We start from the raw sequence: 23755 nt of genomic DNA, 5'->3' as shown, positions 1-23755 counted from the left end.
AAAATAAATATGATCCTTAAAATACAGCAGTTAAGGGAAGTCTAACGGTGCTTCTTCATTTTTTGCAGCGTAAAAATGAGTGCGAATAAAATAGCCATGGTGAGCACAATACTCAAACCCGTAGAAATATCTAAACCTGCACTGGACCAAAGTCCAACCGTAATCGCGATTTGTGCAAGAACAAAAGCCCAAATCACCATCTGCCGCGGGGAGTGGGCCAGTAAACGCGCAGTGAGTGCAGGAATGACCAATAAAGCACCCATCAGTAAAGATCCGACTGCACGTAAAGCCAATACGGTAAATAATGCTAGCAAAAGCATAAAGACCAGACGTTGCCATTTTGCATTTACGCCTTCACTGATGGCCATATCAGGATCAATCGCAATTTGAATTTGCGCTTGCCAGTTTTTATAAAGAACGATTAAAGCGACAACAATCACCAAAGCAAACATCGGCAAGTCTGACCATGAAATTTGCAGCAGATCGCCAAAGAGATAGCTCAGCAATTCTGGTCTTAAACTGGGGATATGTTGAATAAACAATAAACCAGAACAAAGCAAGGTCGCAGAACAGAGGGCGAGGAGGGCATCATTGGGTAGGCGTGGGTCGTGTAAGATCCATAAAATAGCCACCAATAAAAATGCCAATAATGACACACCGAACCAAAGTGGAAGACTCAATGCCCCTGCGATCGCAACACCAAGCAAAGTTCCATGCGCCATGGTATCTGCAAAAAAAGACATGCGTCGCCACAGCATTAAACAACCCAAAGGTGCCGTTAGAAAAACCAAGAGTGTGCCCATGGTCCATGCAGGTAACAACAATTGCAACCATTCCATCATGGCTTAGGCTTCCGGTTCGGGGTGAATATGTGGGCGAGTATCATGCTGACAGGGAACAGCACTATCTCCATGTGCGCAATGATCATGATGATGTTGATAAAATACTCGGTTGGTGCCAAAAATCGCTTGATATTCGGGGTGTTGCTGTACATTTTCAGGTGAACCACTACAGCAGATATGTTTATTTAGGCAGACCACACGGTGTGTGCCTTGCATTACCCATTGTAAATCATGCGATACCATCAGTACTGCACAGTTATATTTAAGTGGTAAACTTCTAACATATTCATATAGTTCTGCTTCAGATTGAATATCCAAACCTTGCATCGGTTCATCAAGTACCAAAATATCCGGTTGACGCAATAAAGCTCGCGCCAGTAATACTCGCTGTCTTTCACCACCAGACAATTGTTGAACAGCAGTATCCTGTAACTTAACAATACCAGTATCTTGGATAATTTCTTTTTTTCGCGCTAAATCACATTTTTCCAAAGCCAATAAATCTTTAACCCGCAAAGGCAAACTGTGCGATGGATTAAATTTCTGCGGAACATAAGAGAATTTTAATTTTTTTTGTTGATGGATTTGGCCTGTACTGGCTTTCACAATACCTAAAAGAACTTTAATTAAAGTGGATTTACCAGCGCCATTGGGGCCAATTAATGTGACAATTTCTCGCTCAAATAAAGCGAAATCAATATTTTTTAAAATGTCACGTTCATTCAGACGTACACTGATTCTATCTAGTGAAATCAGTGTTTTGTTGTTTTTTATTTGTTGTGACACTGCTGACATATTCCAGAAATTTCAATAATACTTTGATGGGCTGTAAATTGGTCAGATGCAGAAAGTGCATCTAATTGAGTTAATAAACCTTGTGCCGAAGCCTCTTTGACATTTTTACACTCAGTACAAATCAGAAAAGCAGCTTGATGTCCTTCACGTGGATGGCAACAGGGAATATAGGCATTAATCGAGGTCAAACGATGAATTAAGCCTTTTTCCAATAAAAAATCTAGCGTTCTATAAACAGTAGGGGGAGCAGCAGGACGGTCAGATTCACTTTTTATTTTGGCAAGTAAGTCGTAAGCACCCATTGGACCTGTTGCATTTAAAATCAAACCCAGCACTTCTTTGCGTAACGGCGTTAAACGTGCGCCTGTACTTACACATAAACTTTCTGCCTCAGCAAGACGTGTTTCGACATTATGATGGTCATGTACACCATGCAATGCATTGTGATGTTCGTGTGAACATACGCTCATAACCTAACCTCAAGTACGAATTTTATAAAAACAGAACAGCATTAAATCTTAACATGAAGCGACCCCTGTTTTGATTAGACATAGGTATTTTTGTAAATTTGTTATATTATAACATCTATTGAGTGTTTTGGTGATCGTGTTCATGTCCCGTTTTTTTGCTTTGTGGGTTTTGGCTTTGTTGAGTCCTTTAAGTTGGTCACAAAGTCTAGTGGTATCTACACACCCTATTTATCTAATTGCTCAAGAAATTACACAAGGGATAGAAGAGCCCGTTTTATTGTTGGCCGATCAAACTGGACATGATGTGACTTTAACACCAGTGCACCGTAAAATTATTCAGGATGCGGCAATCATTATTTGGTTGGGCAAAGCGCATGAAGCACCGTTAGATAAATTATTGTCCAATAACCCCAAAGCCATTTCGATTTTAGCATCGGATATTGTACAAATGCTGCCGCAACGCAACACACGTGGTAAGGCATTGAACAATACAGTCGATACGCATGTCTGGTTAGACCCTAATAATGCCGTAAGAATTGGTTTTTTTATCGCAGCATTACGCTCGCAACAAGTCCCCGAACATAAAGAAGCCTATTGGGCGAATGCAAAACGCTTTGCACAAGAAATGCTTATGGCAGGGCAACAGTATAATAGTCATACACAATCCAAAAGCTATTGGTCCTATCACGATGCTTATCAATATTTGGAGCGCGCACTGAATTTGAAATTTGCAGGGGCATTAACGGATGATCCGCATGTCGCACCGACCATAGCGCAAATTAAGTATCTCAATCAGAGTCGACCAAATCGAAATATGTGTTTATTGGCAGAAGGGCATGCCAGTAAAAGTCAGTATCAAAAACTTAATCCAATTACATTTCAGGCTGTAGACGAACGCATGAATGGGGCAGGGGATTTTGTGCAGGCGTGGAAAGTATTGGCAGCACAAACACACAAGTGTGTGTTAAGTGCACAAAAATGATGCAAAAAATAAACAATGCTCTCATACCCTAAAATCTGTTTATATAATGAAAAAAATAGACTTAGATCGGGAAAAGATTGCATGTTCAAGGGTGTAACTCTATAATGCCATCGATTAAAAACGATCATCAGCTAAACTTGTCAAGCATAAATGCTGTGAGTGAATAAATAATGAGCCGAACTAGTCGCATGATTGATCGACGATTAGCGAAAGCTTTAGTCATTTTACAAGCAGGTATGATCCCTGTTTCAGCCTTGGTAGCGTGGCTTTTGAAAGATACAACAGCAGCTTTAAGCGCAGCACTTGGTGCTTTTGTTTGCTGGCTTGCAAGTTGTTATTTTTCTTGGCAATCGTTTCGAGCGGCAGGTGCCCGTGCTTCAAAACAGGTTCTTTCGAACATGTATAGAGGCCTGATGGGTAAGTTTGCAATCGTGATTGTTGGTTTCATTTTAATTTTAAGCAATGTAAAACCGTTGTCAGCGGGAGCGTTGTTTTGTGGTTTTATTCTCGTTCAAGCCATGTCGTGGGTCGCTCCTTTTTGGGTGTCACGGCAACAAAAACGAGTATAGGCGCAACAAAAAATTGAAAAGTTTTTAGGAGATGGACGAGACGTCAAGCAGCACGCGACGTTCGTTCACTCCATTAGTATTTGACATTGACCAGGTGTGATTTATGGCTGCTGAAGAACATGCCCTTACTTCGACCGAGTATATCAAGCATCACTTGACCAATATGACCTATGGCAAGATGCCGGATGGCTCGTGGAAGTTGGCTGAGACTGCTGAAGAAGCTCAACAGATGGGGTTCACTGCTATTCACTTGGATTCAATGGGTTGGTCAATCACGCTAGGTGTGATTTTCTGTTTGTTGTTCTGGTGTGTAGCGAAAGCTGCAAACTCTGGTGTTCCTACCAAGTTCCAGTCAGCAATTGAAATGATCATTGAGTTTGTTGACTCAAGTGTTCGTGATACTTTCCACGGAAAGTCACGTTTGATTGCACCGCTTGCACTGACCATTTTCGTGTGGATTTTCCTCATGAATGCGATGGACTTAGTGCCTGTAGATTTCATTCCTCATTTAGCTACGATTATTGGTAGCAATGTATTTGGAATGGATCCACACAGCGTGTATTTCAAAATCGTACCAACAACAGATCCAAACATCACTTTAGGGATGTCTTTATCTGTATTTGCTCTCATCATTTTCTACAGTATTCGTGAAAAAGGTGTCAGTGGTTTTGTTGGTGAGTTGGCGCTGAATCCGTTCAATCCAAAGAATCCAATCGCTAAAGCGCTTTTAATTCCATTTAACTTGCTTTTGGAATTGGTAACTTTCCTTGCACGTCCAATTTCATTGGCTCTGCGACTGTTCGGTAACATGTATGCGGGTGAGTTAATCTTCATCCTGATCGCGTTACTACCGTTCTGGATCCAATGGGCATTGTCTGTGCCATGGGCTATTTTCCATATCTTAATTATTACGCTACAAGCATTTATTTTCATGATGCTGACTATCGTATATTTGAGCATGGCAAGCGAAAAGCATTAATGGTAATTGCCTAACTATCATAAGATGGTTAGGTACAATTTTTAATTTAATTGGGTAAAACCTAACCTCTGAGGAATTTTTCATGGAACTCACTTTAGGTCTAGTTGCAATTGCATCTGCTATCTTGATCGCTTTTGGTGCTTTAGGTACTGCGATTGGTTTTGGTCTGTTAGGCGGCCGTTTCCTTGAAGCTGTTGCACGTCAACCAGAATTGGCTCCACAACTTCAAACTCGTATGTTCTTAATCGCGGGTCTTCTTGATGCTGTGCCTATGATCGGTGTTGGTATTGGCTTGTTCTTCATCTTCGCTAATCCATTTGTAGGTTAATCGGCTTAATTCCTAAATTAAACTATTGAGGAATAGCAATGAATATCAACCTCACATTGATTGGCCAAGCGATTGCATTTGCGATGTTTGTCGCATTCTGCATGAAATTTGTATGGCCACCACTAATCAATGCGATTAGTGAGCGTCAGCGTCGTATCGCTGATGGCTTAAATGCTGCTGAAAAAGCCAAAGATGACCTTGCTGATGCGCAAGCACAAGTAAAGCAAGAGTTAGATGCAGCAAAAGCACAAGCGGCTCAATTGATCGAACAAGCGAACCGTCGCGGTGCACAATTGATCGAAGAAGCGCGTACCCAAGCATCTGCTGAAGGTGAGCGTATCCGTCAACAGGCGAAAGAAACTGTTGATACTGAAATCAATGCTGCTCGTGAAGAATTGCGTCAACAAGTGGCTGCTCTTGCAGTAACTGGTGCTGAGAAAATTCTTAGCCAACAAGTTGATGCGGAAGCTCACAATGCCATGCTTACTCAGCTGGCTGCTAAACTTTAAGCGAGGCGATTATGGCTGAACTCTTGACGTTGGCACGCCCGTACGCCAAAGCAGCATTTGCTTTCGCTTCTGAGCAAGGTGCAACTGACAATTGGTCGAATGCGTTACAAATGCTCAGTGCTGCGGTGCAAGATGAAGCATTTTCCGCTTATTTGAATCGCCCTGAGCTTACTCCTGCTGAGCAGGTCAGTGTTTTCGCAAAAGTTTTAGGTGAAAATCAAACACAGGAAGTGTCGAACTTTTTGACTCTTCTTGCAGACAATGCGCGTTTAGCATTGTTACCTGAAATTGAAGCAGAATACGAGCTACTCAAATCACAGAATAACAATACTGTGGATGTTGTGATTGAATCAGCATTCCCAATGACTTCTGTACAGGAACAATTACTGGCACATGCATTAGAGAAAAAATTTAATGCTACGGTAAATGTCACTGTTGAAGTTAACCCAGCTTTAATTGCGGGTGTTGTTATTCGTGCAGGCGACCAAGTGATAGATGACTCTGCGCTTAACAAGCTTGAAAAAATGCGGACTCGTCTTCTTGCATAATTATGCATAGAAGAAGACTGAACTTATAAAAGATTGAGGTATAGCGCAATGCAACAACTGAATCCATCCGAGATCAGTGCGCTCATTAAACAGCGTATCGGCGATCTGGACACCAGCGCGACCGCTAAGAACGAAGGAACCATTGTTATGGTTTCCGACGGTATTGTGCGTATTCACGGCCTTGCTGATGCAATGTACGGTGAAATGATCGAATTCGACGGCGGCTTATTTGGTATGGCACTGAACCTAGAACAGGATTCAGTGGGCGTCGTTGTTTTAGGTAACTACTTAAGCCTTCAAGAAGGTCAAAAAGCGCGTTGCACAGGTCGTGTATTAGAAGTTCCGGTTGGTCCTGAACTTCTTGGCCGTGTAGTAGATGCTTTGGGTAACCCAATTGATGGTAAAGGCCCGATCGATGCTAAATTAACTGATGCTGTTGAAAAAGTAGCACCAGGTGTAATTTGGCGTCAATCAGTGGATCAACCTGTACAAACTGGTTATAAATCAGTAGATACTATGATCCCTGTGGGCCGTGGTCAACGTGAGTTGATCATTGGTGACCGTCAAACTGGTAAAACAGCTATGGCGATCGATGCGATCATCGCTCAGAAACATTCTGGCATTAAGTGTGTATACGTAGCGATTGGTCAAAAACAATCGACTATCGCTAACGTGGTACGCAAGTTAGAAGAAACTGGCGCTATGGCGTATACGACTGTTGTCGCAGCAGGTGCATCTGATCCAGCAGCAATGCTGTATTTAGCTCCGTATTCTGGCTGTACAATGGGTGAATACTTCCGTGATCGTGGTGAAGACGCACTTATCATTTATGATGACTTGTCTAAACAAGCGGTTGCTTACCGTCAGATTTCATTGCTTTTACGCCGTCCACCAGGTCGTGAAGCATATCCTGGTGACGTATTCTATCTTCACTCGCGTCTTCTTGAACGTGCTTCGCGCGTATCTGCTGACTACGTTGAGAAATTCACTAACGGTGAAGTTAAAGGCCAAACTGGTTCATTAACTGCATTACCGATTATTGAAACTCAAGCCGGTGACGTATCTGCATTCGTACCAACCAACGTAATTTCGATTACTGATGGTCAGATCTTCTTAGAAACATCATTATTCAACGCAGGTATTCGTCCTGCTGTGAACGCGGGTATCTCTGTATCTCGTGTTGGTGGTTCTGCGCAAACCAAGATCATCAAAAAATTGTCTGGTGGTATCCGTACTGCTTTGGCGCAATACCGTGAATTGGCAGCATTTGCTCAGTTCGCTTCTGATCTTGATGAAGCAACGCGTAAGCAACTTGAACATGGTCAACGTGTAACTGAATTAATGAAGCAAAAACAATATGCTCCATATTCAATTGCTGACCAAGCTGTTTCAATTTATGCATCTAACGAAGGTTATATGACTGACGTTGAAGTGAAGAAAATTGTAGATTTTGATGCTGCACTTATTTCTTACTTCCGTTCAGAAAATGCTGCGTTGATGCAAAAAATCGATGAATCTGGTGATTATAACAAAGACATCGAAGCTGCAATTAAAGCAGGTATTGAAAGCTTTAAAGCGACTCAAACTTACTAATTTTAGCAGTTGCTAAAAGCTAGTTAAGTTTGGTTCACGGATCAACCTTCGGAGGCTTGAAAAAGCCTTCGAATACTAGGTTAAGCGTATGGCAAATTTAAAAGAAATTCGCGCCAAAGTAGCTAGTATCAAGAGCACGCAAAAGATCACTCGCGCGATGCAAATGGTAGCAGCTTCTAAGATGCGTCGTGCGCAAGAGCGCATGGCTCAAGGCCGTCCGTATGCCGAAAATATGCACCGTGTAATTGCTCACTTGGTACAAGCGAATCCTGAATATAAACACCGTTATATGGTCGAACGCCCTGTAAAACGCGTTGGCTATATTATTGTTTCTTCAGATCGTGGTTTGGCAGGCGGCTTGAACATTAACTTGTTCAAGAAAGTTGTTAAGCACGTACAACAGCAACAAGAGCAGTCAATTGAAGTTCAATTTGCTTTAATTGGTCAAAAAGCGGTTTCGTTTTTTAAAAACTACGGCGGTAAAGTACTAGGTGCAACGACGAATGTCGGTGATACACCAAGTCTTGAACAGTTATCTGGCTCTGTACAGGTGATGTTGGATGCTTATGATAAAGGCGAGTTAGATCGTATTTATCTTGTGTCGAATGGCTTTGTGAATGCCATGACTCAAAATCAAAAGATTGAGCAACTCGTTCCTTTGGCTGCGGCTAAAGAAGGCGATAATTTGAATCGTTCTTACGGTTGGGATTACTTATATGAGCCTGAAGCTGAAGAGCTTCTAAATGGCTTGTTGGTTCGCTATATCGAGTCTGTGGTGTATCAAGGTGTGATTGAAAATATCGCATGTGAGCAATCTGCACGTATGGTCGCTATGAAAGCAGCGACAGATAATGCAGGTGACATCATCAAGAGCCTACAACTTATTTATAACAAGCTGCGTCAAGCCGCGATTACTCAGGAAATTTCTGAGATCGTTGGTGGTGCCGCTGCCGTTTAACATTATTTTGAATTGAGGAGACAGCCATGAATAGCGGTCGTATCATTCAGATCATCGGCGCGGTTATCGACGTCGAGTTTGAACGCAATAGCGTTCCTAAGATCTATGACGCTCTACAAGTTGTTGGTACTGAAACTACTTTAGAAGTTCAGCAACAGCTTGGTGATGGCGTAGTTCGTACCATCGCAATGGGATCTACTGAAGGTCTTAAACGCGGTTTAACCGTGACCAATACTGAAGCGCCAATTTCTGTACCTGTAGGTACAGCGACTTTAGGTCGTATCATGGATGTTTTAGGACGTCCAATTGATGAAGCTGGTCCAGTTGCAACTGAAGTGCGTTTGCCGATTCACCGTCAACCACCTTCATATGCAGAACAAGCCGCTTCTACTGACCTTTTAGAAACTGGTATTAAAGTAATCGATTTACTTTGCCCGTTTGCTAAAGGTGGTAAAGTTGGTTTGTTCGGTGGTGCCGGTGTTGGTAAAACTGTAAACATGATGGAATTGATCAACAACATCGCGAAAGCTCACTCAGGTTTATCTGTGTTTGCTGGTGTTGGTGAACGTACTCGTGAAGGTAATGACTTCTATCACGAAATGAAAGATTCTAACGTTCTAGACAAAGTAGCCATGGTCTACGGTCAGATGAATGAGCCACCGGGTAACCGTTTACGCGTAGCGTTAACTGGTTTGACCATGGCTGAATATTTCCGTGATGAGAAAGACGAAAACGGTAAAGGCCGTGACGTATTGTTGTTCGTTGACAACATTTACCGTTACACATTGGCTGGTACCGAAGTGTCTGCTCTTCTAGGTCGTATGCCATCTGCAGTAGGTTATCAACCTACACTTGCAGAGGAAATGGGTCTTCTTCAAGAGCGTATTACATCAACTAAGTCTGGTTCGATCACGTCGATCCAAGCGGTTTATGTACCTGCCGATGACTTAACAGATCCATCGCCTGCGACAACGTTTGCTCACTTAGATGCAACTGTTGTATTGAGCCGTGACATCGCGTCTTCTGGTATTTACCCAGCGATCGATCCACTAGATTCAACGTCACGTCAGCTAGATCCTTTAGTTGTTGGTGCTGAGCATTATGAAATTGCACGTTCTGTACAGAACATCTTGCAACGTTATAAAGAGCTTAAAGACATCATCGCAATTTTGGGTATGGACGAATTGGCTGAAGAAGATAAATTGGTTGTTTACCGTGCGCGTAAAATCCAACGTTTCTTCTCTCAACCGTTCCACGTAGCTGAAGTGTTTACTGGTGCTCCTGGTAAACTTGTACCGCTTAAAGAAACAATTCGTGGCTTTAAAGGTCTTTTAGCTGGTGAATACGATCACATCCCAGAACAAGCGTTCTACATGGTGGGTGGTATTGACGAAGTGATTGCTAAAGCCGAGAAACTTTAATTAGCGACTCTAATTTAGGAGATTCTCATGGCGACTATGCAGTGTGATGTTGTAAGTGTGAACGAGTCTTTGTACTCAGGCACTGTAACGATGCTAATTGCAAAAGGTGCAGGCGGTGAGCTAGGTATTATGCCTGGTCATGCGCCACTTGTAACTTTGCTTCAACCGGGTGCAATTCGCGTTCTGTTGGAAAATGGTACAGAAGAGTTGATCTATGTATCTGGTGGTGTTCTAGAAGTTCAACCGCATGTCATCACGATTCTTGCAGATACTGCAGTTCGTGCTGAAAACTTGGATGAAGCTGCAATTCTTGAGGCACGTAAAAATGCTGAAGCTTTGCTTGCAAACCAAAAAAGCGATTTGGACACAGCTGCAGCACTTGCTGTGTTGGCAGAAACTGTTGCTCAGTTAGAAACGATCCGAAAAATCAAAAACCGCGCTCAATAAGAGACGGTTCGAGATTAAAAAAGCCACCGAAAGGTGGCTTTTTTAATTGGAAATATCAAAAATTTAATCCATCACTATTTTTAATCTATAACTCTATAGGAAAGTGTTGCTTCAGCTTAGGAAGCTTCCTGTTCAGTAGAATTTTCACCTGTTGGAATAAGCATGCCAGCTAACTTAATCATCTCAAGCTGAATACTGCCCATTTGTTGTTGAATTTTTTTAAAATCGACCTGACTTAAATCAACTTGGCCATTGAGAAATGGTGTTGCCAATACTTGTTGGTTGGCTTGCAAAATATTTTGACGAATCGAATCAATTTCCTGACTCTTTAAATTTAAACTTGTTAAAGCCTGATTAAATCCAGTCAGTTGTTGTTGTAAAGTACTTGCAGTTGCTTGCAATTGTTGATGATCTTGAGCACTAATCGCTGTTTGTAAATCAGTTTGTGTTTGCTTAAGCTGTTCAACATAATCTCCCGCTTTTAATTGCATATCTGCAACATCGCGGACAATATAAAACATATTGCCATTTTTTAACTCGGTCGCTTCACCTGTATGATTGCCTGAAATATCCGAAGATTCTGTTGTTTGAATATCCTCAGATTGTGGCTCAGTGGCTTGTTCGCAACCCATCAATAAGACTCCAGCTGTGAAAATAACAAAAGGAGTAACTGTATTTTGGATGAGTTTTTTCATACATTCATTCATATATTTACTAAATAAAGTCCAATATAAATCTGAAATATGTATAAATAACTGATTGTTGCAAATGAATAACAAATTTATATTAAATCAAAAATGATATTCAAGTTGCTTTCTAGCAAAATATTTTTGATTTAAAGCCATTTTAATCATGTCGTGGTGCAAGCTGGCCTATTTCATTATTCTTAGTAAAATATTGCTTTCATTTTTCTGACACGTATTTCTGGGTTGTTGAATTTATTATTATGTTTTGATGAATATTTTTTGAATAGACTTAAATTTTTTTAATCTAAGACAGATAAGCACCGATCCCGTCGATCAGTGCTTAATGGTGATTATAAATTACTTTGCAAGTTCAGCATTAATTGCATCAACAATACGTGAATCATCTGCCTGAATATCTGGAGCAAAACGAGCAACTACTTCGCCATTTTTATTGACTAAAAATTTTTCGAAATTCCACAATACTTCGGGTGGCTCGTTAGGGGTTAAGCCATAATCGACTAAATCTTTCCACCATGGACCTTCGCCAGTACGAACTGGAATGGCTTGGGTTAAAGCTTGATACAGTGGATGTTTGTCTTCACCCGCAACGGAAATTTTAGAAAATAGCGGAAAATTGATTTGGTAATTAAGCGAGCAAAATGCTTGAATTTCATCATCGGAACCAGGTTCCTGCGCTAGGAAATTGTTCGCAGGAAAGCCTAGAATTTCAAGACCTTGCTCTTTTTTTTCAGTATATAGTTTCTCTAAACCTTCGTACTGAGGCGTTAGGCCACATTTTGAAGCGGTATTGACAATCAGTAAAACTTTGCCTTGATACGAGTTCAAGGTGGTGTCATTGCCTTGGATGGTTTTGACAGGAATGTCATATACGGAATGGCCCATGAAATTGTCCTTAAATATTGAAGATGATTACTACTTTGTTGTAACGTTTATTCATCAAGACGACAAGTATTTATTTTGAAATAGGATTAAATTTTAGGATAAACACAAGATTTAAAAAACAGGTCTAATGACCTGTTTTTAAATATATATTATAGATTATGCTGCTGCATTAGCTTTGGTTTGTAAAGTTTGCATTTCAGCAACTAGTTCCTTTTGTAATGCCGTTGCTCGGTTTTGTAATTCTGTAATTTTTTTCATATCTGGATTATCTACAATGCTTGCTTCAGACAATTCAATTCCTAGGTTATTCGACTCTTTCATTTTGTCACGTATAGCTGCAACTTCAGTACTTTTCAGTGCTAAGGCATCAAGGTCTGTATTCAATTTATCAATATAGGTTTTCATTTCGGTCACGATGGAGTTTAAGGTTGCTTTATCTCCCTTTTGTGCAGCCTGAGTGGCCTTATTTTGAAAGTCGATGGCTTCTTGAGCACGACTATTTGACAAAGTTTGAACCTGATTCAAATCATTTTTAATATCAGTATTGTTGTTGGTACTCATGCTTGGAGCTGCAGTTTGAGCAGTTGCGACAGTTTTTTCTGACGAAGGGGTTGCTTCATTTGGCTTTTGGTTACACGCAGTGAGTGCTGCAGCAGCAACACAAAGTGATGCAAGTAATCGTTTTTTCATAATTCATCCTCTTCGATTCAGTATGAGCACTAAACCCAAATTTATTTAAAATTAAAAATAATACGCAAGCTAAATGAAATGCTGTTATTAAAATTGCATATTTATCTTGGCCTTGGATACAGCGTTTTTGTTGTCAAGCTGCTGCATTTTGCAAAGAAGCGTAATAAAAATTTAAATATCCCGAAATTTGGCAGGGGTTTGATCCGTATAGCGCTTAAAAAATTCGATGAAACTTGAACTATGTTGATAGCCCAGTTCATAAGCCAGTTTTTTGATGGTTTTGCCTTGTCGAAGTTGAGTAATGGCATAGATAATTTTGGCACGATTACGCCATTCTAATAAACTGAGTTGTAATTCTTGTTGGCTTAAGCGCAGTAAGTGACGTTCACTAAAGGGGATAGGATGCAAAAGTTGCTGCAAATTTTGGTGGAATAATTCAGGATTAGACAGGTGTTGCAATAAGGGTTTAAGTAATACGTGATTGGTTTGGGGTAAATAATTGTCATACGCAGGGGCAATTTTCAATTGATCCAAAAGTACCTGCAATAAATGTTGATATTCCAAACTGTATTTGTTCTGGTGCGCTAGAATCTCATGGACTAAATTGCGCAGAAAAGGACCAATACTTAAAATTTTAGTACAAGCAGCAAAATGTTGGCATAAAGATGGGTGTACTCGAATACAGACATAATGTGTCTCTTTTTCATCTAACGCGATAGAGGTATGAGCTGTTTGAGGAGGGAGCCATAAACCATAATTGGGCGGAGATAAATAGATTTTCTCCTCAATTTTATACTCTAAAATACCATTTAAGCTAAAATTGAAGTCACCCCAAAGTGAACTATGAGGTGCCACAACCTCATCTTTTTGATAAAAAAAATCATTCACTTCTAATCGATATTGAATCTGTTCTAAATGGGAGAGATCTGGATCATTCATTTTCATCTCTTTATAAACTCATGATGCAGCATTTGAAATAAACCTGAAATCATCGATGATGTCCAAAGGGCAATACAAATGTCCGAAATTCGATATTTTAATTATTTCAGACTTTGGTCAAAATGAATATGAAATATTCAAAGACAGGATAAAAGATGGTAACGCAAAGTAAAACAGTCTGGTGGGCGTTGGCCTTACCGTTGCTCGCAGTTTTAATTTGGTCGATGAATATTGCCGTTACTCGCTATGTCGTGGATTATATTTCTCCTGTCAGTATTAGTTTTTATCGTTGGTTAGTCGCATTTTTGGTTTTAACCCCTTTTATGGCGACACGAGTATGGCGAGAACGGGTGCTAATTCAACAATACTGGAAAAAGTTGGCAGTCCTTGCGGCTTTTGGCATGGTGCTTTATCAAGGCTTGGGTTATACCGCCGCGCATTATACTTCTGCCACCAATATGGGGATCATTAATGCCTTTATTCCGATTTTTACCATCTTTGTTTCAATGTTTTTGCTCAAAGAAATTCCAAATCGTTTTGCAATAGTCGGCAGTATTTTATCTTTTTTGGGCTTACTCTATGTCATGGCGCAAGGAAATTTGGCAGGCTTGATTCAATCTGGTGGACATCTGGGTGATGTCATGATGGTCTTGGCGGTATTTTTTTATGCCTTTTACGGGGTTTTTTTGAAAAAATGGCAACTCAACATTCCATTGATGATCAGCTTATATATCCAAATTATTTTTGCTTTGCTTTATCACCTTCCATTTGTACTATGGTTGGGCCTAGAAGCAATTAACCCACAAAATATCAGCAGTGTTTTATATGCGGGTATATTTCCATCTTTAATTGCACCTTTGGTTTGGATGTTGGCGGTACAAATGATTGGGCCGAATCGAACCAGTATTTTTATGAATTTGATGCCTGTTTTTACCGCAATTATTGCTTATATATGGCTAAATGAAGCTTGGACTGTCTATCACAGTATCGGAGGAGCCATTATTTTATTAGGAATTTTACTGGCACAGAAAAAACCTCAAACCCACATTAAGGCTTCAAGTTAAAGAGAGTTAAAACTCGAAATGAATTTTTTTAATTATATTTAATTTTCAATGCCATACTCTAAAAGCTAGACATTTGAAAAAAATCTCAGTTTTTATCAAATGTCTTCCTAAAAGAACAAGATAATTTAAACACTCGAATTAAGTGGTTTAGATTAAGTATTTTTAAGTTGATCTTGATATAAATAATCTATTTGTGTTGTAAGAAAAATTGATAGATAATATGCGCACACTAAATGTTGTCGTTGTTTTTCAGCTTTTTAGTACCTAATTCAGACCCTCTGGATGTGGTTTACACATCCTTTTTTATGCTCAACCCTTTTCATAGGGTTGAGCTTTTTTTTATCTTTCATTTTTATAAAAATGAGTTTAAAACTAGGCTCGGATTATCTCACCAGTAACTGCATCAATAATACGGCTAGGTTCTTGGCTTAGTCCCAAGTCTCCATTTAAATAATCAACCTGCTGAGAAAAATATTGGCTTGCCTCTTGAAGAGAATGAGCAGGCTGAGCACCAGCTGGATTGGCGCTGGTAGATACAATAAAACCGTTAAAAGCATTACACAACGCGACACAGAGCGGATGTGTGGTGACGCGAACTGCAACTTTACTATGATTGCCTTTAATCCAAGCGGGAATATCTTCGCCAGCTGGCAATAACCAAGTCGTTGCTCTAGCATTTGATTTTTGATACAGCCATGAATCAAGCACTTTTTGTTGCATTTCTGGTTGTAGAGAGATTAATAAATGTTCAACTTGAGAGAGTTGCGATGCCAGTAAAATTACACCTTTTTCAATCGGACGTTGTTTTAACGCTAAAATTGCTGAGAAAGCAGTTTCATTGAATGGATCACAGCCTAAGCCCCAGACCGCCTCAGTGGGGTATGCTAAAACGTGTCCTTGTTTTAAACATTCAGCCGCTTCGGTTACACAGGTGCTAATCATCAGGTTTTATCCGTACAAATTTTAAAAACGATATTGTGAACCTTATTTGCTTGCACGACAACGTAGATACAAACCACCTTGTTGCATACACAAACCGAGTAATTCCAGCTCCATGAGTTGACTGGTTAACGTACTGATATCTAAATTTAGTTTAATAATCAGATCATCAATCGATTGTCCAATCCAGTCGAGCTGGTTATAGAGCGAGAGCAAATTTTGAGGAATGTGTATTTGGTTTAGTGGAGAGGGCTGGACAGCGCTTGATAACGCTGAGAGTTGCTGTACGGCTTGACTTTCTTTGGGTGAAATCTGATTTACAATTTGTGTTTGATCATTTCTTTGCTGACATTGCCATTGGGTTGGAAGTGCCAGATCTTCAACCACCTGTTCAGGATGGTCAACTAAAATAGCACCTTCACGAATCAGTTGATGGCAGCCTTGGTGGTGTTCGCTATAAATATGACCCGGAATCGCAAAAATTAATTTACCTTGTTCAGCAGCCCATTTTGCTGTGATGAGTGAACCACTTTTGAGTGCGGCTTCTGCAACAATGACTCCGAGACTTAAAGCACTGACAATCCTGTTGCGCCGTGGAAAATGTTGTTGTAAGGGAGGTGTACCGGGTAAAAATTCAGTAATAATTGTCCCTGATTGGGCAATAATGTGCTGTCTGAGCTGCTGATGTAGACTTGGGTAGGTTTGATCCAGTCCTGTGCCCATTACAGCAATAGTACGATTATGCCGTAAAGCCCCTTGATGTGCGGCTTCATCAATACCTTCGGCTAAACCACTCGTCACATAAAAACCTTGATCACTTAAGTAGTAAGCAAAATCATAAGCCACTTGCCGTCCATGTGTACTGGGTTTACGACTGCCGACAATCGCGATTTGAGGCTGTAGTAAAGCTTGTGCATTGCCTTGACCAAAAAGAATCGGTGGTTTGTTTGTATAGGGCAACAGTTGGGTCGGATAGTCGGGCTGATCCAAGGTTAAAATGAAATCAGTATGCTTTTGAATATCTTGAATTAAGTGTTTAAAATTTTGTTGGCCAGCTTCAGTTTGAAATTCACTGAGACGCTGTAAGTGATTTTTATGCAGCGCAAGAGTCGACCATTGAGAAAAGTTTTTTGGATCAACTGCTTGTGACACTGTACCAAAATATTTTTCTAATTTATAAAAACTCGAAAGAGAATGCTGAACCAAATACCATAACGTAATTGTGGCAACTTGCGTCTCGGATAAAGGGTTCAACATAAAAAAAGACCTTAACTTGATTAATCATCCAATAATGGCGGTTGAATCGCTGCACCGACTTTAATCGGTAATTCGCTATCCAATACATACGCATAACTTAGGTGGTCAAAGCTTTTGAACACCATAATATTGCCAATACGTTGACCTGGTAATTGAATTCTTTCTTTGGTTTTTGGATCAGTCACTGTTTCACCAGTTTGATTGACAGCAAATACGTGTCCAACCTGAACCCCTTGCAAACGACCGCGGTCAATAGTGACTACACTGTGTTTAGCTGCTGTGCCAATAGACCCCATCACCCGCACAATTTTTCCACCTGCAACAACATCTTCGGCATGAGTAGGATAAAATAGAGTCGGTAACATTGGATCGTATTCAGGTAGGACACGGTCACCACGACGAACCTCGCCATTGTAGGTATCTGTAAGTTCTAACGTAGTAATGTCATTTTCACCGCGAATAGAGGTTCCAGCTGCCACTTGAATCAACTCAAGTCCTGCATTGTATTTTTTGCCATTTGCATCGGTAAACATATACGGTTCAGCTTCACGATATACAGCATAGCGTTGACCTACTTCTAAACCATTGCCACGTGCATAAACGGTTTGACCTTTGGCTGCTAAAACGCGCTGATCAGCAGTGCCTAAAATATAAGGCGTATCGGTAATTGATTCAGGTGCAATAATGGTGCTGCGTTCTAACCAATGTTTAATATATTCTAGTGGAATCACAGGAATAGCATTGTTTAAAGATTCAATCCGAACCTGTGGTTGGAGCTTGGTGCCGCCAGTATAGCGACGGATAATCCCTTCGCAGCCATCCCCTTCATCTTTACCGATAATGGGACGACCGTTATAGGTACACATCAATAAACGGTCACCAGGAAAAATCCAGTGCGGATTTTTAACATGTTTATTGCTGGCCCAAATTTCAGGCCAACGCACAGGATTTTTCAAAAAACGTTTGGAAATATCCCATAAGGTATCGCCTTTTTTTACCACATAAACTTGTGGTGCTCCGGCTTTTAATGCGGGCGGATTAATATTTCGAGCAGGCGCTGCTTCAGCCATACTCACCATACCCACTCCAACACTTACACACACGGCAAGTGCCAATAATTGTTTTTTAAACCCCAAGGCACTAAAAGTTGGTACGGCCTTCAAAACCTTTTTCATTATCATAATTCCTAAAATTATGTATGTAGTTGCGTTATAATAACGATATTACACACAATTTTTTGATGAAGCATTGCTTCATTTTGTTTTTTGATCAATGGCATAAGTGAGGACACCGTATGGCCTTATTACCTATTTTAAGTTTCCCGGATCCCCGTCTTCGTACCATTGCTAAACCAGTCGAAGAAGTCACTGATGAAATTCGTCAGCTTGCAGCAGATATGTTTGAAACGATGTATGAAGCCCCAGGTATCGGTTTGGCTGCCACACAGGTCGATCAACATATTCAGCTGATTGTCATGGATTTATCTGAAAATAAAGATCAACCCATGGTTTTTATTAACCCCAAAATTACCCCATTGACTGCAGAAACGATGCCTTACGAAGAGGGCTGTCTATCAGTGCCTCAAATATACGACAAAGTCGAGCGTCCGTCACGTGTAAAAATTGAAGCGCTGAACCTTGAAGGACAATCATTTCAGATAGAAGCAGACGAACTTCTCGCTGTGTGTATTCAACATGAAATGGATCACTTAAATGGCAAATTATTCGTCGATTATTTATCACCATTAAAACGTCAGCGGATAAGGGATAAATTGGAAAAAGTATCGCGTCAACGCCAAAAAGAAAAAGTGGCTGTTAAACGATAATGAAAGTTTTTAAAAAGAGATGAATGACTTAGCCCAATTTGATTGGGCTTTGTTATAATTGGGTCGCGAAAAAATGCAGGATTAGCGTTTTGTTGTTACGTGGTGGTTTGCTACTTTCTTGTCTAGCAGTTTTTTTACAGATTGCTGTTTTTTTACAGCCTTTGTTGCCGAAGCAATATCAAGTTGCTCCGGTCTGTGAAACCATCACGCGTGCATTATTGCTTCAACCAACGATTTCTCATCAGTCCCATCATCAATCTTCTCATCATACTGTTGATCAGGACAGTCAACTGCATAGCCAAGATGCAGGACATCATCATGATGCCAACCATCAATGTCAGTACTGTACGGTTTATGGCAATTTGGTTTTACCGCCTGAACTGAATATAAAAGAAGTTTTAGTTCGTATTCAAATTCGTTTATTGGCATTCCAAAAAACCTTTAGTCATGTTTGGTTTGTATTACAACGACTATATTTACTGCCACAAGGGCGAGCCCCTCCGATCTTTGCATAAATCAAAACCTAATTTGTTAGGTCTTTAATGACTTCAGCGCTTGCGCTGTTTTAGTCACAGCTCCTATTTATGATTTCAGAGAGATGAAAATGGCTCAGCCTAAATTCTTTTTACAGCCACTTGCGGCTGCGATTTGTGTTGCATGTTATTCAGGTTCAGCTTCTGCTGCACAGCAAAGTGTCATTCAAACTTTAGCGCCTATTGTTGCAACAGCTTACCAAGGCAACGATGCCAATGGTTTAATTGTACATGCCGATCCTAAACAGCCGATTCAACCTATTCCTGCAACAGATGGCGCAGATTACTTACAAAGTATTGTTGGATTTAATGCCATACAGAGTGGTGGAACCAATAGTGATGTCACTTTCCGTGGAATGTTTGGTTCCCGAATTAAAATATTGACTGACGGTGCAGAAAATTTAGGGGCTTGTCCGGCTCGTATGGATGCACCCACTTCTTATATTTCACCTGAAAGTTATGATCAAATTACGGTGATTAAAGGCCCGCAAACCGTTCAGTATGCCAATACAGGTTCAGCTGCTACAGTCATTTTTGAGCGACAAAAACCTGAAATTACGACAGAAAAACCATATTTGGGTCAAGCCAGTGTATTGATGGGATCATTTGGTCGTTTAGATCATAACGTCGAGGCAACTGTAGGAGATGAAAGTAAATATATACGTTTAAATGCCAATCGTTCTGTATCGGATAGTTATAAAGATGGCGATGGAAATAAAGTACCTTCAGATTGGGAACGTTGGAATGCAGATATCGCTTTGGGTTGGACGCCAGATCAAAATACATGGCTAGAATTGACAGGTGGTAAAGCCGATGGTGAAGCGGTTTATGCAGGGCGTTCAATGGATGGTTCGCAATTTGCACGTGAAAGTTTGGGTCTACGTGTTGAAAAGAAAAATATTAGTGAAGTGATTCAAAAAATTGAAGCTCAAGTTAATTACAGCTTTAATGATCATATTATGGATAACTTTAGCTTGCGTACGCCAGAAATGAAGCATGATCATGCAACTGGTAAAATGTATTTGAATAAATCTTCCATGCAAGTGACACGCCGTAGTTTAAATAGTCGTATTGCAGTTACATCAGCATGGGATAAATTTAATCTGATTAGCGGTGTTGATGTACAGCAAAATCGTCGTGCTGGAAATATGATTGCTCATAGCATGAATATGCCCATGACCACCGATATGAAATTTAATTCATATGGGGCTTTTGGGGAACTCAGTTATACATTGAGCGATCAAAATAAGTTGGTGACGGGGGGGCGTGTAGATCAAGTCAAAATTGATGCGCTTAAACTGAATGATGATCGTTCTGAAACTTTACCTAGCGCATTTATTCGTTTAGAAAATCAACATCCCGAGCATCAGGCTAAAAGCTATATTGGTCTTGGTTATGTGGAGCGTGTGCCTGATTATTGGGAATTGTTTAGTACAGCGCACGGGAATACCGGTACCCCTGTTCCAACGTTTAATGATTTAAACACTGAAAAAACGTTACAGCTCGACATGGGTTATCAACATCAACATGGTGCCTTTAATTCATGGACTTCTGCTTACGCAGGATTAATTAATGACTATATTTTGATGAGCTATCATAACCATCCAAGTTCAGGTATGGGTGGACATGAACATGGTTCTTCATTTAGTGCAGGGGCAAAAAATGTGGATGCCACCATTGCTGGTGCGGAAGCGGGCATAGGTTATCAGTTTACAGATGCCATTCAGGCAGATATCAGTGCGATGTATGCATGGGGAAAAAACACCAGCGATGACAAACCTTTACCACAAATTTCACCTTTAGAGGCACGTGTTAATCTGCGTTATGTGCAAGATAAATACACATTAGGTGCACTGTGGCGAGTGGTTAATGGTCAGAACCGTGTAAGTTTGAATCAAGGCAATATCGTAGGCTATGACGTGAAGGAGAGTAGTGGCTTTGCTACATTATCTTTAAATGGAACTTACCATGTCTTGAAAGGTGTTGATGTGTCGATGGGAATTGATAACGTATTGGATAAAACCTATAGCGAACACTTAAATAAAATGGGTGATGCAGGTATAGGATTAGTTGCTACTGAACAATTTAATAACACAGGCCGCAATTATTGGGCGCGCGTCAGTTTAAAGTTTTAAGCATTAAAAAAGCAGAGTAAGCACTCTGCTTTTTTGTAGAGCGAGATGGCTATTGATGCATACTCGCCAATTGTTTGGCTTTACTCTGATAAAGAGCTAAGCCAAGCTTTTGAATTTTTCGACCTTGTTTAATTAAGCGCTCATCGAGTGTAGGTAAATGTTTAGCACCTGTATAAAGCGCTAAATTTCTTGCAATTAAATAATAGGCAAACCATGCGGCGGAACGAGGTTTTAGCCCTAAGTTGGACATTCTTTTTTTGCCAATAAAGAACTGTGTTACTTGCAAATGTTGCTGATAAGCAAGTTTTTGCTGCAAAGGACGAAAATAACGATATTGACGCTCGAAAGGCTCTTTTGAAAGACTTGAGCCGAGTGCTGTACTGCTTGCATCCGTTTGTGGATGAGCGAATTGCATCCAATATAAAAGTTTCCAGCCTTCAGATTCTTGATTGATTAACCATTTTTCTTCAACACCCATAAGCCAACCAATATAGCGCCAAAAATGTAGAAAATTTTCAATCTCAGTTTTGTTTGGAAAAATGCCTAAAGCTCGAATACCAAGTAGAACTACACTGCTAAAGGCTAAATTAGTCATGGCTAAATCAAATTGGCTAATCGGCATTCCCCACGTTTCAGCATCCCATTGCTTGCCTTTTTTGAGTGAATATCGAACTAAAGCATGTATAAATCGGACATAAATGGTGGAGGTAAACCCTGAATTAAAACGTTCAAGTCCATTGGGTTCAGTAATATCGACCCACCACTTTGTGGTTTCAGCCAGACGCGTTCCTGCCTGTTTCTTTAAAGCACCTGTTAGTACCAAAGGTTGATTGAAACCTGGATACAAATAGCCCGCCATTAAGGATAAGTCACGTAAAATAAAACCATTGTTAATCCCTAATCGGTGGGTAAAGGTCAGAGCGTGTTGTAATTTATTTTCATCTAACCAGCTGGGTTTCGTGGTGACCTGTTGAAAAAAAGTTTCTATTTCGGGAATAGCATGAGGCAATTGATCTAAGCCATGAAAGAGCGCAGTTTCAAAATAACTTCGATGTAATTTCGGATTTTGCATCACCCATTGCATTAAAGGTTCCATTAAATCATCACCTTTGGTCAGCGCATCATTTAGTGACAAATATTCACTATAGGTTGGTTGTAACGGTTGTTTGATCAAATGACTCAGAATTTGACTTTGCCAGTTGGTTTTTTGCATGCTTTGAAAAGAAGCTAAACGGCTGGGATTCAGTAGTTCCATTATTTTTATACCAAGTATATTATTTCATACCACCATAATATGAATATTTATTCGTATTCAATTCGTATTTATAAAACTAAAAAAGATTCAGGAAAACGATGAGAAAACAACCGAAACAACAACGTGCCAAAATGATTGTGGATGATATTTTACAAGCCACTCAACAATGTATTGCAGAATATGGACTGGCTGGTTTGACTACACCCAAAATTGCAGAATGCTCTGGGGTTGGCGTCGGGTCTATTTATCAATATTTTGAAAATAAGGAACAAATTGTTGAAGAGTTACTTTTACGAAAAAGTGAAAGCTTGGGATTACGTTTAAAACACATGGTGATGGAGAAACAGAGTATTCACGACATAATTCCATCGAGTATTCAGTTTGGATTTGATGTGATGAGAGAAGACAAGGGATTTTTTATTGAAATTCTTAAATATTGGCATAATTATAATAATTCAAATTCCGCTAAAATTTTGGAAAAACATTTTTTTGAGCTTGGTTTGTATGTATTTAATCGTTTCTATCGACATTGGGATTTTGAAATGCTTAAAAACAAATCATTTGTCATCATCAATAGTACGTTGTTTACGATGATGCGCTATGTTAGCAACAATGAATTTCTTATTTCAGAACAAGAGCTTAAGCGAGAATTAAGTACTATGATTTTGGCCTACCTAGACCATGAGAATGAGTGAAAAATATAATTAAAATAAATTAACTTTAAAAATCAATAACTTGAATTTTATTAGTTTGAAAAATAAACACTCAAATGAATAAATATAAAAAAGGGGTTGTGTAGTGATTAAAATGCTGTAGAATGCACATCCATCGGCGGTGATGTTGATTAAAACTTGTTGAGAAACAAGGATTTAGCTTAAAGGGTTAAATCTAGGGATCTTAAAGAAGTTTAAAAATAATCAATAAAACCAGTTGACTCTTTATGAATAAAGAGTAATATAGCCGACCTAGCTTGCTGGTGACGAATCAGCAAGAAGATCATTAAGAGCTTATGAAGAACAACTTGTGTGGATTTTTACTGATTGATTGATCGAAATTATTTTCATTGATTGATGGTAGAAATTACTCGA

The 23755-nt window shown here is 39.9% G+C and carries 26 protein-coding genes; 15 read left to right on the top strand and 11 right to left on the bottom strand.

Annotated elements, in window-relative coordinates:
- Nucleotides 1–41: 41 nt before the first annotated feature.
- Genes znuB through GA0116959_RS08620 form a run of 3 tightly spaced genes read right to left on the bottom strand, consistent with a single transcriptional unit; the run spans nucleotide 42 to nucleotide 2107 of the window.
- Nucleotides 42–842, bottom strand: coding sequence for a zinc ABC transporter permease subunit ZnuB (gene znuB, locus GA0116959_RS08630; RefSeq protein WP_053579024.1), 801 nt, complete (start codon nucleotides 840–842; stop codon nucleotides 42–44).
- A 3-nt stretch (nucleotides 843–845) separates the two neighbouring features.
- Entirely contained in the window at nucleotides 846–1637 is a 792-nt protein-coding gene (gene znuC / locus GA0116959_RS08625; RefSeq protein ID WP_092720221.1) for a zinc ABC transporter ATP-binding protein ZnuC, read from the bottom strand.
- Nucleotides 1613–2107: a transcriptional repressor gene (locus GA0116959_RS08620; RefSeq protein WP_092720219.1), complete on the bottom strand. Its 495-nt coding sequence runs from the start codon at nucleotides 2105–2107 to the stop codon at nucleotides 1613–1615. The genes znuC and GA0116959_RS08620 overlap by 25 nt, the downstream gene beginning before the upstream one ends.
- A gap of 142 nt (nucleotides 2108–2249) precedes the next feature.
- Between GA0116959_RS08620 and GA0116959_RS08615 the strand changes: the two genes are divergently transcribed.
- The 10 genes from GA0116959_RS08615 (at nucleotide 2250) to GA0116959_RS08570 (ending at nucleotide 10441) form a co-directional block, all read left to right on the top strand.
- Nucleotides 2250–3089, top strand: a complete 840-nt coding sequence (locus GA0116959_RS08615; protein ID WP_092720217.1) for a metal ABC transporter solute-binding protein, Zn/Mn family — start codon at nucleotides 2250–2252, stop codon at nucleotides 3087–3089.
- 170 nt (nucleotides 3090–3259) lie between these two features.
- A complete protein-coding gene (locus tag GA0116959_RS08610; RefSeq protein WP_092720215.1) occupies nucleotides 3260–3658 on the top strand; it encodes an ATP synthase subunit I in 399 nt (132 codons plus the stop codon).
- A gap of 103 nt (nucleotides 3659–3761) precedes the next feature.
- Nucleotides 3762–4637, top strand: coding sequence for a F0F1 ATP synthase subunit A (gene atpB, locus GA0116959_RS08605; protein ID WP_053579019.1), 876 nt, complete (start codon nucleotides 3762–3764; stop codon nucleotides 4635–4637).
- An 82-nt stretch (nucleotides 4638–4719) separates the two neighbouring features.
- The gene (gene atpE, locus GA0116959_RS08600; RefSeq protein WP_000424060.1) at nucleotides 4720–4965 is read left to right on the top strand and encodes a F0F1 ATP synthase subunit C; all 246 of its coding nucleotides are present in this window, start codon (nucleotides 4720–4722) and stop codon (nucleotides 4963–4965) included.
- 38 nt (nucleotides 4966–5003) lie between these two features.
- On the top strand, nucleotides 5004–5474 hold the full coding sequence (locus GA0116959_RS08595; RefSeq protein ID WP_053579018.1) for a F0F1 ATP synthase subunit B: 471 nt from the start codon (nucleotides 5004–5006) through the stop codon (nucleotides 5472–5474).
- A gap of 11 nt (nucleotides 5475–5485) precedes the next feature.
- Nucleotides 5486–6022: a F0F1 ATP synthase subunit delta gene (locus tag GA0116959_RS08590; RefSeq protein WP_053579017.1), complete on the top strand. Its 537-nt coding sequence runs from the start codon at nucleotides 5486–5488 to the stop codon at nucleotides 6020–6022.
- 48 nt (nucleotides 6023–6070) lie between these two features.
- Nucleotides 6071–7615 carry a F0F1 ATP synthase subunit alpha gene (atpA, locus tag GA0116959_RS08585; protein ID WP_053579016.1) on the top strand — a complete coding sequence of 515 codons (1545 nt, stop codon included), beginning with the start codon at nucleotides 6071–6073 and terminating at the stop codon, nucleotides 7613–7615.
- Between the two features lie 88 nt (nucleotides 7616–7703).
- Nucleotides 7704–8573: a F0F1 ATP synthase subunit gamma gene (gene atpG, locus GA0116959_RS08580; RefSeq protein WP_053579015.1), complete on the top strand. Its 870-nt coding sequence runs from the start codon at nucleotides 7704–7706 to the stop codon at nucleotides 8571–8573.
- A 26-nt stretch (nucleotides 8574–8599) separates the two neighbouring features.
- Entirely contained in the window at nucleotides 8600–9994 is a 1395-nt protein-coding gene (gene atpD, locus GA0116959_RS08575; RefSeq protein ID WP_053579014.1) for a F0F1 ATP synthase subunit beta, read from the top strand.
- 27 nt (nucleotides 9995–10021) lie between these two features.
- Nucleotides 10022–10441, top strand: a complete 420-nt coding sequence (locus tag GA0116959_RS08570; protein WP_005401890.1) for a F0F1 ATP synthase subunit epsilon — start codon at nucleotides 10022–10024, stop codon at nucleotides 10439–10441.
- A gap of 116 nt (nucleotides 10442–10557) precedes the next feature.
- On the opposite strand, the gene GA0116959_RS08565 is transcribed toward GA0116959_RS08570, so the two are convergent.
- The 4 genes from GA0116959_RS08565 to GA0116959_RS08550 all read right to left on the bottom strand — a co-directional run bounded on the left by GA0116959_RS08565 (nucleotide 10558) and on the right by GA0116959_RS08550 (nucleotide 13665).
- The gene (locus tag GA0116959_RS08565; RefSeq protein WP_092720213.1) at nucleotides 10558–11136 is read right to left on the bottom strand and encodes a hypothetical protein; all 579 of its coding nucleotides are present in this window, start codon (nucleotides 11134–11136) and stop codon (nucleotides 10558–10560) included.
- 348 nt (nucleotides 11137–11484) lie between these two features.
- A complete protein-coding gene (locus GA0116959_RS08560; protein WP_092720212.1) occupies nucleotides 11485–12030 on the bottom strand; it encodes a glutathione peroxidase in 546 nt (181 codons plus the stop codon).
- A gap of 156 nt (nucleotides 12031–12186) precedes the next feature.
- Complete coding sequence (locus GA0116959_RS08555) at nucleotides 12187–12720, bottom strand: hypothetical protein (RefSeq protein WP_092720210.1); 534 nt, start codon at nucleotides 12718–12720, stop codon at nucleotides 12187–12189.
- 171 nt (nucleotides 12721–12891) lie between these two features.
- Nucleotides 12892–13665 (bottom strand): AraC family transcriptional regulator, encoded by a 774-nt coding sequence (locus GA0116959_RS08550; protein ID WP_425304206.1) that lies wholly within the window; start codon nucleotides 13663–13665, stop codon nucleotides 12892–12894.
- A 149-nt stretch (nucleotides 13666–13814) separates the two neighbouring features.
- On the opposite strand from GA0116959_RS08550, the gene GA0116959_RS08545 reads away from it, so the two are divergent.
- A complete protein-coding gene (locus GA0116959_RS08545; RefSeq protein WP_092720206.1) occupies nucleotides 13815–14723 on the top strand; it encodes a DMT family transporter in 909 nt (302 codons plus the stop codon).
- A gap of 372 nt (nucleotides 14724–15095) precedes the next feature.
- Here GA0116959_RS08545 and tsaC read toward each other — a convergent pair whose 3' ends face one another.
- The 3 genes from tsaC to GA0116959_RS08530 are packed head-to-tail and all read right to left on the bottom strand — an operon-like array spanning nucleotide 15096 to nucleotide 18094.
- Complete coding sequence (tsaC, locus tag GA0116959_RS08540) at nucleotides 15096–15665, bottom strand: L-threonylcarbamoyladenylate synthase type 1 TsaC (RefSeq protein WP_092720204.1); 570 nt, start codon at nucleotides 15663–15665, stop codon at nucleotides 15096–15098.
- A gap of 42 nt (nucleotides 15666–15707) precedes the next feature.
- Nucleotides 15708–16919, bottom strand: a complete 1212-nt coding sequence (dprA, locus tag GA0116959_RS08535) for a DNA-processing protein DprA (protein ID WP_092720202.1) — start codon at nucleotides 16917–16919, stop codon at nucleotides 15708–15710.
- A 20-nt stretch (nucleotides 16920–16939) separates the two neighbouring features.
- A complete protein-coding gene (locus tag GA0116959_RS08530; RefSeq protein WP_092720201.1) occupies nucleotides 16940–18094 on the bottom strand; it encodes a LysM peptidoglycan-binding domain-containing protein in 1155 nt (384 codons plus the stop codon).
- Between the two features lie 119 nt (nucleotides 18095–18213).
- Between GA0116959_RS08530 and def the strand changes: the two genes are divergently transcribed.
- From def to GA0116959_RS08515, 3 genes are all read left to right on the top strand, one after another.
- On the top strand, nucleotides 18214–18744 hold the full coding sequence (gene def / locus GA0116959_RS08525; RefSeq protein WP_053579005.1) for a peptide deformylase: 531 nt from the start codon (nucleotides 18214–18216) through the stop codon (nucleotides 18742–18744).
- An 89-nt stretch (nucleotides 18745–18833) separates the two neighbouring features.
- Nucleotides 18834–19259 (top strand): DUF2946 family protein, encoded by a 426-nt coding sequence (locus GA0116959_RS08520; RefSeq protein WP_092720199.1) that lies wholly within the window; start codon nucleotides 18834–18836, stop codon nucleotides 19257–19259.
- A gap of 89 nt (nucleotides 19260–19348) precedes the next feature.
- Complete coding sequence (locus tag GA0116959_RS08515; RefSeq protein ID WP_092720463.1) at nucleotides 19349–21412, top strand: TonB-dependent copper receptor; 2064 nt, start codon at nucleotides 19349–19351, stop codon at nucleotides 21410–21412.
- A gap of 49 nt (nucleotides 21413–21461) precedes the next feature.
- Here the strand turns inward: GA0116959_RS08515 and GA0116959_RS08510 are convergent, their stop codons facing one another.
- Complete coding sequence (locus GA0116959_RS08510; RefSeq protein ID WP_171256898.1) at nucleotides 21462–22670, bottom strand: oxygenase MpaB family protein; 1209 nt, start codon at nucleotides 22668–22670, stop codon at nucleotides 21462–21464.
- 95 nt (nucleotides 22671–22765) lie between these two features.
- On the opposite strand from GA0116959_RS08510, the gene GA0116959_RS08505 reads away from it, so the two are divergent.
- Nucleotides 22766–23362 (top strand): TetR/AcrR family transcriptional regulator, encoded by a 597-nt coding sequence (locus tag GA0116959_RS08505; protein ID WP_092720196.1) that lies wholly within the window; start codon nucleotides 22766–22768, stop codon nucleotides 23360–23362.
- Nucleotides 23363–23755 lie beyond the last annotated feature (393 nt).

It is taken from the genome of Acinetobacter albensis (assembly GCF_900095025.1).
Lineage (GTDB): Bacteria > Pseudomonadota > Gammaproteobacteria > Pseudomonadales > Moraxellaceae > Acinetobacter > Acinetobacter albensis.
Note: the sequence above shows the minus strand (reverse complement) of the source record. Positions and strands in the feature narration are given on the sequence as shown.

Coding starts and splice junctions, on each gene's coding strand:
- znuB (WP_053579024.1), bottom strand. CDS start 842: ATGATGGAATGGTTGCAATTGTTGTTACCTGCATGGACCATGGGCACA.
- GA0116959_RS08570 (WP_005401890.1), top strand. CDS start 10,022: ATGGCGACTATGCAGTGTGATGTTGTAAGTGTGAACGAGTCTTTGTAC.
- atpB (WP_053579019.1), top strand. CDS start 3,762: ATGGCTGCTGAAGAACATGCCCTTACTTCGACCGAGTATATCAAGCAT.
- def (WP_053579005.1), top strand. CDS start 18,214: ATGGCCTTATTACCTATTTTAAGTTTCCCGGATCCCCGTCTTCGTACC.
- GA0116959_RS08590 (WP_053579017.1), top strand. CDS start 5,486: ATGGCTGAACTCTTGACGTTGGCACGCCCGTACGCCAAAGCAGCATTT.
- atpE (WP_000424060.1), top strand. CDS start 4,720: ATGGAACTCACTTTAGGTCTAGTTGCAATTGCATCTGCTATCTTGATC.
- GA0116959_RS08610 (WP_092720215.1), top strand. CDS start 3,260: ATGAGCCGAACTAGTCGCATGATTGATCGACGATTAGCGAAAGCTTTA.
- GA0116959_RS08530 (WP_092720201.1), bottom strand. CDS start 18,094: ATGAAAAAGGTTTTGAAGGCCGTACCAACTTTTAGTGCCTTGGGGTTT.
- GA0116959_RS08505 (WP_092720196.1), top strand. CDS start 22,766: ATGAGAAAACAACCGAAACAACAACGTGCCAAAATGATTGTGGATGAT.
- GA0116959_RS08620 (WP_092720219.1), bottom strand. CDS start 2,107: ATGAGCGTATGTTCACACGAACATCACAATGCATTGCATGGTGTACAT.
- GA0116959_RS08545 (WP_092720206.1), top strand. CDS start 13,815: ATGGTAACGCAAAGTAAAACAGTCTGGTGGGCGTTGGCCTTACCGTTG.
- GA0116959_RS08565 (WP_092720213.1), bottom strand. CDS start 11,136: ATGAAAAAACTCATCCAAAATACAGTTACTCCTTTTGTTATTTTCACA.
- GA0116959_RS08515 (WP_092720463.1), top strand. CDS start 19,349: ATGGCTCAGCCTAAATTCTTTTTACAGCCACTTGCGGCTGCGATTTGT.
- GA0116959_RS08555 (WP_092720210.1), bottom strand. CDS start 12,720: ATGAAAAAACGATTACTTGCATCACTTTGTGTTGCTGCTGCAGCACTC.
- GA0116959_RS08560 (WP_092720212.1), bottom strand. CDS start 12,030: ATGGGCCATTCCGTATATGACATTCCTGTCAAAACCATCCAAGGCAAT.
- atpD (WP_053579014.1), top strand. CDS start 8,600: ATGAATAGCGGTCGTATCATTCAGATCATCGGCGCGGTTATCGACGTC.
- tsaC (WP_092720204.1), bottom strand. CDS start 15,665: ATGATTAGCACCTGTGTAACCGAAGCGGCTGAATGTTTAAAACAAGGA.
- znuC (WP_092720221.1), bottom strand. CDS start 1,637: ATGTCAGCAGTGTCACAACAAATAAAAAACAACAAAACACTGATTTCA.
- GA0116959_RS08615 (WP_092720217.1), top strand. CDS start 2,250: ATGTCCCGTTTTTTTGCTTTGTGGGTTTTGGCTTTGTTGAGTCCTTTA.
- atpA (WP_053579016.1), top strand. CDS start 6,071: ATGCAACAACTGAATCCATCCGAGATCAGTGCGCTCATTAAACAGCGT.
- GA0116959_RS08550 (WP_425304206.1), bottom strand. CDS start 13,665: ATGAAAATGAATGATCCAGATCTCTCCCATTTAGAACAGATTCAATAT.
- GA0116959_RS08595 (WP_053579018.1), top strand. CDS start 5,004: ATGAATATCAACCTCACATTGATTGGCCAAGCGATTGCATTTGCGATG.
- dprA (WP_092720202.1), bottom strand. CDS start 16,919: ATGTTGAACCCTTTATCCGAGACGCAAGTTGCCACAATTACGTTATGG.
- atpG (WP_053579015.1), top strand. CDS start 7,704: ATGGCAAATTTAAAAGAAATTCGCGCCAAAGTAGCTAGTATCAAGAGC.